Origin of the sequence: Enemella dayhoffiae (assembly GCF_002250625.1) — a bacterium.
GTDB lineage: Bacteria > Actinomycetota > Actinomycetes > Propionibacteriales > Propionibacteriaceae > Enemella > Enemella dayhoffiae.
On record NZ_NMVQ01000047.1, the window covers coordinates 137,115 to 146,117 of the forward strand.

The window sequence follows — 9,003 nt, forward strand, 5'->3', positions numbered from 1 at the left end:
ACTAGGGTTTCACCATGCCCACTGCCCTGATCACCGGTGGTACCGCCGGCATTGGCGCCACGTTCGCACGCCAGCTCGCTGCTCGTGGTGACGACCTCGTCCTGGTGGCCCGCGACGCCGAGCGGCTGGAGGCGTACGCCGACGAACTGCACGGGAGCTACGGCGTACGCGTGGACACGCTGACCACCGACCTCGCCGACCGGGAGCAGACGCTGGCCGTCGCCCGCCGCCTGGAGGACCCCGAGCAGCCGATCGACCTGCTGATCAACAACGCCGGCTTCGGGCTGCGCTCCGACCTGCTCAACCCCGACACCTCCGCCGACGAGCGGGCGCTGGACGTGATGTGCCGCGCGGTGCTGATCCTCGGCGGGGCGGCCGGGCGCGCGATGAAGGCGCGCGGGCACGGCCGGATCATCAACACCTCCTCCAGCGCCGGGTTCATCGCGATGGGCCACTATTCGGCGATCAAGGCGTGGGTGACCGCCTATTCCGAGAGCCTCGCCACCCAACTGCGCGGGACCGGGGTGACCGTCACGGCGTTGTGCCCGGGCTGGGTGCACACCGAGTTCCACGACCGGGCCAACATCAACGCCAGCTCGATCCCGGCCTGGGCGTGGATCGACGTCGATCGGCTGGTCGCCGAGGCTCTCGCCGACGCCGAACGCGGCAAGGTGATCTCGGTGCCCACCCCGCTGTGGAAGGGCGCGATCGCCGCTGCCCGGGTGGCACCCCGCTCGATCATCCGCACGGTCTCGGGAGCCCTCACCTCCCGGCGCCACTGACCCGGCGTGCCGAGCCAGTCAGCGGACATTGGGACAACCGAACCGGAGGGCAATAGTCTGTGGCGGTGACTGCTGTGCCATCGAGTGACCGGGGGCGTTATCGCTCGCGTACCCACCGGGTCGCGCGGTTCGTCGCCCAGCAGCTGATGCTGAAGCCGGCCGTCTGGACACTCGTCGACGTGCAGGTGCACGGCAGGGAGCGGCTGAAGGATCTGGCTGACCCCTACATCGTGGTGTCCAACCACTCCTCGCACCTGGACTGCCCGCTGATCATCGGTTCCCTGCCGCGCCGGTTGTCCAAGCACCTGGCCACCGGGGCGGCGGCCGACTATTTCTTCGAGTCGTGGTGGCGGCGAGCGCCGACCTCGCTGTTCTTCAACGCGTTCCCCGTGGAACGCGGGTTCAGCCAGCGCCAACGCGGTGAGCGGGGCTCACGGGCCCGCGGCATGTCCGGACACCTGCTGAACGACGGCGTACCCCTGCTGCTGTTCCCCGAGGGCACGCGCTCGCGGACCAAGGCGATGGGCAACTTCACCCCCGGGGTGGCGGCGCTGTGCATCTCGCGCAACGTGCCCTGTCTGCCGGTGGCGATCGTCGGGGCCGCTCTGGCGATGCCGCGGGGGAACACCCTCCCGTCCTGGGGACGCCGGCCGGTGCACGTGGTGTTCGGTGACCCGATGTGGGCCGAGCCGGGTGAGACCGCCCGCCACTTCTCCGACCGGATCGCGGCGCACATCCGCGAGCTGCACGACACCACCGCGTTGGCCGTCGGGCTGCCGCGGATGAACGACTATGAACAGGCCGCACTGGCCAATTGCACCGCCGAGGGTGAACCGATCCCCGGTGACGCGGACGATCGGCACGGCAACGACAACGGGATGGAGCAGCGATGAACGGCGTCAAGCACATGAAGTGGTGGGGCTGGGGTGTCGAGGGCATCGCCTTCCACCACGAGGACAAGCCCAACTTCGCCCCCTTCGTGCTGGAGAAGGTCGGCCTCGACGTGAACGCCCCCTCCGGACGCCCGCCCACCTTCGACGAGATCGAGGTGCCCGCCTCCCAGCTCGGTGAGCAGCTGCGCGGCGAACTCGTCGGCGCACTCGGTGAGAAGTACGTCGTCACCGAGCACATGGATCGTGTGGTGCACACCTTCGGCAAGTCGGTCCGCGACCTGGTCCGGATGCGGCGCAACCAGCTGAAGCGGATCCCCGATGTGGTCGTCTATCCCGCCGATGAGGATCAGGTACGCCAGGTCGTCGACGCGGCGGTCGCCGCGGACGCGGTGCTGATCCCGTTCGGCGGCGGCTCCAACATCGTCGGCGCGCTGGAGCCGCTGGCCGGCGAGACCCGCCAGATCGTGTCGCTGGACCTGGGCCGGTTGAACAAGGTTCTCGAGATCGACGAGGAGTCCGGGCTCGCCCGGATCCAGGCCGGCGCCCTCGGCCCGGCGCTGGAGGAGCAGCTGAATCGCCGTGGCTGGACGATGGGACACTTCCCCGACTCGTTCACCCACTCGACGCTCGGCGGCTGGATCGCCACCCGCTCCTCGGGCATGCAGTCCGACAAGTACGGCGACATCGGCGACGTCACCCGCGGCCTGCGGATGGTGCAGCCGGGTGCGGTGCTGGTGCTGAACCCGTTGCCGGCGACCTCCACCGGGCCGAGCGTGCGGGAGATGATCCTGGGCTCCGAGGGACGGCTCGGCGTGATCACCGAGGCGTGGGTGAACGTGCACCGACTGCCTGAGGAACGGGTGATCCTGGCCTACTTCTTCCCCACCTGGTCGAAGGGTCTGCGCGCGATGCAGGCGATCAGCAAGTCCGACGCCCAGGTGATCGTGGCCCGGATCTCCGATGACCGGGAGACCGCGTTTTCCTTCTCCACGCAGAAGAAGCAGTCCGGGGTGAAGAAATATGCCACCGAGGCGATCTTCAAGCTGCTGCAGCGTCGCGGTTGGGACCTTGACAAGCTGTGCATGTCGTTCATCGGCTTCGAGGGGACCAAGGCCCACGTCGCCCGGCAGAAGCAGCTGGTCAAGGAGATCGTCACCGAGCACGGCGGCATGGTGGTCGGCAAGGGCCCGGGTGCGCTGTATGACCAGAAGAAGTTCGACACCCCCTATCTGCGCGACTTCCTGCTGGACCGCGGCGCGGCGGCCGACGTGTCGGAGACCGCGGCCCCCTACTCGAAGCTGGAAACCCTATACGACAACACCATTGCGGCCGCCGAGGAGGCGATGGCCGAGGTGGGCTGCAACGGCTACATCATGTGCCACCTGTCGCACAACTATCACTCCGGAGCCTGCCTCTATTTCACGTTCGCGATCGCCGACGATTCCGAACAGGTGCTGGAAAAGTACGATCACGTGAAGCGCGCCATCCAGCAGTCGTTCATCGACAGCCACGGCACGCTGTCGCACCACCACGGGGTGGGACTGGAGCACGCCCCGTGGATGGCCCAGGACATCTCGCCGGCCGGTGAGCGGATGATCCGGGAACTGTTCGACGCGGTCGACCCGAAGGGGAACCTGAACCCAGGAAAGGTCGTGCACGAAGGAAAGCCGGGGATCACCGTGATCTCGGCCGACCACGAGACGGTTGACTGAGACGATCCGGCTGGCCGGGCCCGACAATGCGGCAGCCGCGGCCCGGCTCGAGCAGACGATCACCGTTCCAGCGTTCGCCCACATCTTCCCGCCGGAGCGATTCCCCTTTCCCGACCAGGAGGTCCGGGCCACGTGGGAACGCGAACTGAGCGACCCGGCGTACGCCTGTTGGTGGGCCGAGCGGGAGCGGGATCGGGCGCTGGAAACCGTGGCGGAATTAGGCCACGATCACGCCCTGTTGTGGGTGCTCGCCGAGAACCCCCGGGCACGCGCCTTCTATGCCCGTCAGGGCTGGCGGCCCGATGGCGTGACCGGGGTCACTGAATATCCCCCGCACCCGCGGAAGCTGCGCTACCGGCTGCAGCTCACCGGCGCGCAACGATCATGACCGGATCGGGGCCGTATTCCTCTCCGGATGATGAGGTGCCGATCTGGTCATGATCACTGCGCGATGTCGGCCGCGGTGGCGGTGAGCTCGGCGAGCACCGCGCGCACCGCCCGGCGTACGGCCCGCTCGGGGTGCACCAACGCCTCGACGTGACGGCGCAGGCGTACGTCCGTCACCGGGACCAGCACCAGGCCCGGCACCCGGTGCAGGGCGGTGGCATAGCGCGGCAGCAGGGCGACCCCGTGCCCCGCGGCGACCAGCCGCTCGGCGAGCGGGAAGCTCACCGAGCGGTGCACCACCTCGGCCGGACGACCGGCCAACACGGACAGCCCGACCAGGATCCGGTCGAGCGGAAACCCTTCTGGTACGCCAATCCAGCGCTCCCCGATCACTTCGGCGGCGCGTACGCCGGATCGTCCGGCAAGCGGATGGTCGCTGGAGAGGGCCACGTCGACGGGTTCGGTGAACAGCGGATGCACCGCCACCGACGCTCGCCCGGCCGGGATCGAATCATCGCCACGGTGAGCGATCACGATGTCGCAGTGCGCCGTGGCCGCCGCGAAGTCGCCGGTGGACACGTCGTGATCGACCAACTCCATCGACAGGTCCGACAACCGGCCCAGCCGGCGCAACAACCCCGGCAGCAGCAGCTCCCCGGCCGAATGGAAGGTGGCCAGTCGTACGCTCCCCCGCTCAGCCTGCTGCCAGTCGGCCCACTCGGCGTCCAACTCAGCCAGCGCCACACCCACCCGGAGGGAGGCGGCGGCCAGGGCCTGCCCGGCATCGGTCAGGCGTACCCCGCGGCCGAACCGCTCGACCAGGGTGGTCCCGACCGAGCGCTGCAACGCCTTGAGCTGTTGGGAAACCGCGCTCGGCGTACGCCCGGTCGCGTATGCCGCCTCGGTGACCGAGCCGTGATCGGCCAGAGCACGAAGCACCTCGAGCTGTCCCAGATCCATGTAGGGAAACTACATCGTCAGTGTAAAAGAATGTGATTGTACTTCAGGGTTCTGGATTGCAGGATAGGACGCGTGTCGACTCGGGAGAAGTTGCTGGCCGGGCTGGTGGCCGTGCTGTGGGGGCTGAATTTCCCGGCCACGGCGCTTGCCCTGCAGCACTATCCGCCCATGCTGGCGGCCTGCCTGCGGTTCACGCTGCTGCTGATCCCGACGCTGCTGTTCATCCCACGGCCGCAGATCAAGTGGCGCTGGCTGCTCGGCACCGGGTTCGGACTCGGGGTGCTGCAGTTCGCCTTCCTCTACGTGGCGATGGTGGCCGGGATGCCGGCCGGGCTGGCCTCGGTGGTACTGCAGTCCTCGGCCCCGTTCACCGTCCTGCTGGCCGGGATCTTTCTGCGTGAACGGCTTTCCCGGCAACAACTGATCGGCGTGCTGATCGCCGTCGGTGGACTCGCGGTGATCGCCTGGCACCGCGCGCACGCCGCCGCGCTGCTCCCGGTGCTGCTCACGCTGTGCGGCGGTCTGGGCTGGGCGATCGGCAACCTCTGCTCGCGTCAGGCCAAGGCGCCGAAACCGATCCAGCTGACCTTCTGGATGGCGATCGTGCCGCCGGTGCCGATGCTGATCCTGTCGCTGATCTTCGAGGGCCCGACGCGGATCACCGGCGCCCTGGGCACCGCCTTCACCCCGGCCGCGCTGCCGGCCAACCTCGGCCTGCTCTACATCGTGGTCTGCGCCTCGATCCTCGGTTACGGGATCTGGAACAGCCTGATGTCGCGACACCCGTCCAGTCAGGTCGCCCCCTGGTCGATGCTGGTGCCGGTGGTCGGCGTCCTCTCGAGCTGGCTCGCCTTCGGCGAGGTACCGGCCGTGGTCGAACTGCTTGGCGGCTGCCTGGTCGTCGGAGGCGTGCTCTATGCCTCGCTCCGGTTGCGGCGCCGCCGACGCTCACGCTTATCGGTCAATTGTCCCGCGTCCCCAACTGGGGGAGCGTGAAAGCTGAGCGATAAGCGTGAGCGGGGAGGTCAGGCGGCCTACCGGCCTGCCAGCTGGTCGGCCAACTGAACCGTCCGCTGGTGCAGCCGCACCATCGCCGGGTCGAGAAAGGTGCCGTCCTCGAGCAGCACGACGCCCGATCCGGTCTCCGTCGCACCGGCCAGCGCGGCCAGGGCCCGCCTCGCCCGGTCCACCCGCTCGGGCGAGGGGGTGAACGCACGGCGCACCGTGGCGATCTGGCGCGGGTGGATCACGGTGCGTCCGACGAACCCCAGGTCGGCCAGGTGTCGGGTGCTGGCCAGCAGTCCTTCCGCATCGCCCACGTCGGTGTACGCCGCCCCCAGCGGTGGGGGCAGCCCGGCGGCCCGAGCGGCCACCACCAGCGAGGTGCGGATCTGGTCGAGGGCCACCTCTCCGCTCAGCCCGAGATCACTGCGCAGATCGGCCTCCCCCAGCCCGACCCCCGCGGCACCGGGCACCCGGGCCAGGGCGGACAACTGTTCGACCCCAGCAGCCGACTCGACGAGCAGGTGCAGCGCGCGGCCGGGCACCTGTTTCGCCATCGCCTCGACCGCCGCGGCCGACTCGCACTTGGGCAGGCGTACGCCCACCTGCGGCGGCAACGCGGCGACCGCCGCCAGATCCTCCGCGTGCCACGGGGTGCCTGGGCGTTGACCCGCACCTGGGTGGGCAGACCGTCGCCGATCGCAATCGCCTGCTCCAGCAGGGATCGCACGCGCTCCTTGGCGGTCGATGCGACGGCGTCCTCGAGGTCGAGAATCACCTCGTCGGCCCCGGAGGCGTACGCCTTGGCGAAGCGCTCGGGGCGATCGGCCGGGGCGTACAGGGCGGTGATCACCAACCTCACCGGATCACCCCCTGAGATCGCAGCTCCGCGATCTCGCCCTCCTCGAGACCCAGCTCGGAGAGCAGCTGATCGGTGTCGGCTCCGTGTCCGCGTCCGGTGAACCGCACGGCACCCTGTCCCTCGCTCATCCGGAACAGCACGTTCTGCATGGCCAGTTCGCCCAGGTCAGGATCCTCCATCCGCAGGATCGTACCGAGTGCGTTGTACTGCGGGTCCGCCACGATGTCCCCGGCCTCGTAGACCGGCGCGACCGCCGCGTGGACCCGCTCGAACTCGGCCACCACCGTCGCCTCGTCGTGTCGGCCCACCCAGTCGGCGACCGCGGCGTCGAGTTCGTCGACGTGCTGCACGCGCCCTGCCCCGGTCGCGAACCAGGGCTCTGTCACCACGTCCTCGCGACCCACCAGCCGCATCACCCGTTCGGCGATCGACTGCGACGAGGTGGAGACGGCCAGCCACCGCCCGTCGCGGGTGCGGTAGAGGTTGCGGGGGGCGTTGTTGGCCGACCGGTTACCGGTGCGGGGTTGCACGGTCCATCAGGTCGCATGATGTGGCTTCGCGGGGTCAGGTGCTGGCGCTTCTGGCGTGTTGCCAGAGGACGCGCAAGTGCTTCCGGATCGCGTTGCGTTCACCGAAGTTGAGCGGCGCAAGCAGGTCGTCTTCCAGCGCACTGGTTGCGGCGGCGAGTTTGGTGGCCGCCTTGGTTCCGGCCGTGGTGAGGGCGATGACGCGCCGTCGCCGATCGCCAGGGTCGTCGCCGCGTTGGATCAACCCGCGTTCCTCCAGCGCCGCCATTATCGGTCCCATGTTGCGTGGGTCAACCAGCACCACCTGGGCCAGCGCGGTGACTCCGAGCGGCCCGGTTGCGTGGAGGGTGAGCAGGACGGCGTGATGGTGTGGGGTGAGATCGTGCTCGGCGAGCACGGCCATCCAGGACCGGGCGGCGAGCACCCCAAGTTGGGACAGCAGAAACCCGACCGAGGATTCGAACGGTGCATCCGAGGTCATGAACCCACTCTACTTGATGACACTCATGTGGCATGATATTCATGCTTCATGACTGTTCTCATCACTGGCGCTACGAGCGGAATCGGCCTGGCGACTGCGTCCCTGCTCGCCCGCCAGGGCCGCGACGTGGCGCTGGTAGGGCGATCCGAGCAGACCACGGCGGCGGCAGCGGCGACGGTCCGCAGCAACGGGGCGACGGCCGGAGTGTCGTGGTACGCCACCGATCTCGCCTACCCAGCGCGAGTGATCGCACTGGCTCGCAGAGTGGCCTCAGATCATCACAGGCTCGACGGTTTGATCCTGTGCGCCGCAGTGTCGAGCCCCGACCACGCGGCGACCGACGGCATCGACACCACCCTCGCGGTCAATCATCTGGCACCCGTGCTGCTGACTCGACTCCTCGACGAGCACGTCGCCGGCGGCCGGATCGTTCAACTAGCTTCCTCACGGCACGGCTCGGCAGGTCCGTTCGATCCGGCGGTCTTCGATCCGGCCGCGCCGACATCGGGCATCCGCCGCTACGAAGCGACCAAACTACTGAACCTGCTGCACGCCTCCGCCCGCCTGCGCCATTCGCATGTCACGCCCGCAGAGATGATCGACCCGGGCTTCGTGCGTACCGGCCTAGGTCGCCATGCCCGCGGCGTTCTCCGTCTCCTACTCACGGTGACCCGCCCGTTCCAGACCTCACCCGAGATTCCCGCCCGTCTCATCGCCGACCGTCTCGCCGCCAGCGACTTCCAAGACGGGGCATATCTCGGACCCAAAGGCCCGGCAAAGAAGGCGGCGAACGCACGAGACGCGGCAGCAGCCAGCCGGGCCTGGGAATGGACCGACGACCTACTCACACCATGGACCGGAAACCAACAGAAGGGAATGTCATGAAGAAGAAAGTCCTCCTTGTCGGACGGAATCAGTGGGTCGTCGACGGCGCGAAACGAGAACTCGACTCCAAGAGCCTCACCATCCTCGGCGCACTGACCATCACCGACGTCAACCGCGTGTTAACACAGCACGACATCGACCACGTCTTCATCGGGCCGGGCCTCGACCTCGAGATCCGACTGGCAGCGACCCGCGCCGTTTTCGCTCGCAATGTCTACACAACCGTGCACCTCAAAGACCACTCCACCGGCCCCGAGGGCGGCCTGGACTTTGTCCGCGCCATCCTGCACGGCCTCGCCGAACTCGATAAGTAATTTCCACTGGCCCTGCGCGCCCGTCGGGATCTCCCGTCAGGGAGGCGAATCCGCTCATCGCCTCGGCGAGCGGGGACTGTCGCAGGAACGGTGTAAGTGGCTCTACCGCCCGGATGGGCGAGAGGAGTCATGATGACCGACACACTGGTGGGCATGAGCCCACCGAGCCCGGCTGCGGCCGGCGATGCCGAGGACCGC

General features: G+C 68.5%; 10 protein-coding genes and 1 pseudogene. 7 read left to right on the forward strand and 4 right to left on the reverse strand.

Annotated features, from left to right (window positions below; genetic code table 11):
- Positions 1-14 precede the first annotated feature (14 nt).
- The 4 genes from CGZ93_RS18070 to CGZ93_RS18085 all read left to right on the forward strand — a co-directional run bounded on the left by CGZ93_RS18070 (position 15) and on the right by CGZ93_RS18085 (position 3,775).
- Positions 15-782, forward strand: a complete 768-nt coding sequence (locus CGZ93_RS18070; RefSeq protein ID WP_094365551.1) for an SDR family NAD(P)-dependent oxidoreductase — start codon at positions 15-17, stop codon at positions 780-782.
- 65 nt (positions 783-847) lie between these two features.
- Complete coding sequence (locus CGZ93_RS18075) at positions 848-1,675, forward strand: lysophospholipid acyltransferase family protein (protein ID WP_229117567.1); 828 nt, start codon at positions 848-850, stop codon at positions 1,673-1,675.
- Positions 1,672-3,387 (forward strand): FAD-binding oxidoreductase, encoded by a 1,716-nt coding sequence (locus tag CGZ93_RS18080; protein ID WP_094365552.1) that lies wholly within the window; start codon positions 1,672-1,674, stop codon positions 3,385-3,387. Before CGZ93_RS18075 ends, CGZ93_RS18080 begins: the two co-directional genes overlap by 4 nt.
- Positions 3,380-3,775: a GNAT family N-acetyltransferase gene (locus CGZ93_RS18085; RefSeq protein ID WP_094365553.1), complete on the forward strand. Its 396-nt coding sequence runs from the start codon at positions 3,380-3,382 to the stop codon at positions 3,773-3,775. The genes CGZ93_RS18080 and CGZ93_RS18085 overlap by 8 nt, the downstream gene beginning before the upstream one ends.
- 53 nt (positions 3,776-3,828) lie before the next feature.
- Here the strand turns inward: CGZ93_RS18085 and CGZ93_RS18090 are convergent, their stop codons facing one another.
- Positions 3,829-4,734: a LysR family transcriptional regulator gene (locus CGZ93_RS18090; protein ID WP_094365554.1), complete on the reverse strand. Its 906-nt coding sequence runs from the start codon at positions 4,732-4,734 to the stop codon at positions 3,829-3,831.
- A 72-nt stretch (positions 4,735-4,806) separates the two neighbouring features.
- Here CGZ93_RS18090 and CGZ93_RS18095 point away from each other — a divergent pair, with 72 nt between their 5' ends.
- Positions 4,807-5,730 carry an EamA family transporter gene (locus CGZ93_RS18095; protein ID WP_094365555.1) on the forward strand — a complete coding sequence of 308 codons (924 nt, stop codon included), beginning with the start codon at positions 4,807-4,809 and terminating at the stop codon, positions 5,728-5,730.
- A 38-nt stretch (positions 5,731-5,768) separates the two neighbouring features.
- Here the strand turns inward: CGZ93_RS18095 and CGZ93_RS18100 are convergent.
- The 3 genes and pseudogenes from CGZ93_RS18100 to CGZ93_RS18110 all read right to left on the reverse strand — a co-directional run bounded on the left by CGZ93_RS18100 (position 5,769) and on the right by CGZ93_RS18110 (position 7,606).
- Positions 5,769-6,598: pseudogene (locus tag CGZ93_RS18100) on the reverse strand (HpcH/HpaI aldolase/citrate lyase family protein).
- Positions 6,595-7,128 carry a CoA transferase gene (locus tag CGZ93_RS18105; RefSeq protein WP_094365556.1) on the reverse strand — a complete coding sequence of 178 codons (534 nt, stop codon included), beginning with the start codon at positions 7,126-7,128 and terminating at the stop codon, positions 6,595-6,597. Before CGZ93_RS18105 ends, CGZ93_RS18100 begins: the two are co-directional and overlap by 4 nt.
- 34 nt (positions 7,129-7,162) lie before the next feature.
- Positions 7,163-7,606, reverse strand: a complete 444-nt coding sequence (locus tag CGZ93_RS18110; protein WP_094365557.1) for a MarR family winged helix-turn-helix transcriptional regulator — start codon at positions 7,604-7,606, stop codon at positions 7,163-7,165.
- Positions 7,607-7,654: 48 nt separating this feature from the next.
- Here CGZ93_RS18110 and CGZ93_RS18115 point away from each other — a divergent pair, with 48 nt between their 5' ends.
- On the forward strand, positions 7,655-8,491 hold the full coding sequence (locus CGZ93_RS18115) for an SDR family NAD(P)-dependent oxidoreductase (protein ID WP_094365558.1): 837 nt from the start codon (positions 7,655-7,657) through the stop codon (positions 8,489-8,491).
- The gene (locus tag CGZ93_RS18120; protein WP_094365559.1) at positions 8,488-8,805 is read left to right on the forward strand and encodes a hypothetical protein; all 318 of its coding nucleotides are present in this window, start codon (positions 8,488-8,490) and stop codon (positions 8,803-8,805) included. The genes CGZ93_RS18115 and CGZ93_RS18120 overlap by 4 nt, the downstream gene beginning before the upstream one ends.
- Positions 8,806-9,003 lie beyond the last annotated feature (198 nt).

Coding starts and splice junctions, on each gene's coding strand:
- CGZ93_RS18070 (WP_094365551.1), top strand. CDS start 15: ATGCCCACTGCCCTGATCACCGGTGGTACCGCCGGCATTGGCGCCACG.
- CGZ93_RS18080 (WP_094365552.1), top strand. CDS start 1,672: ATGAACGGCGTCAAGCACATGAAGTGGTGGGGCTGGGGTGTCGAGGGC.
- CGZ93_RS18090 (WP_094365554.1), bottom strand. CDS start 4,734: ATGGATCTGGGACAGCTCGAGGTGCTTCGTGCTCTGGCCGATCACGGC.
- CGZ93_RS18110 (WP_094365557.1), bottom strand. CDS start 7,606: ATGACCTCGGATGCACCGTTCGAATCCTCGGTCGGGTTTCTGCTGTCC.
- CGZ93_RS18115 (WP_094365558.1), top strand. CDS start 7,655: ATGACTGTTCTCATCACTGGCGCTACGAGCGGAATCGGCCTGGCGACT.
- CGZ93_RS18120 (WP_094365559.1), top strand. CDS start 8,488: ATGAAGAAGAAAGTCCTCCTTGTCGGACGGAATCAGTGGGTCGTCGAC.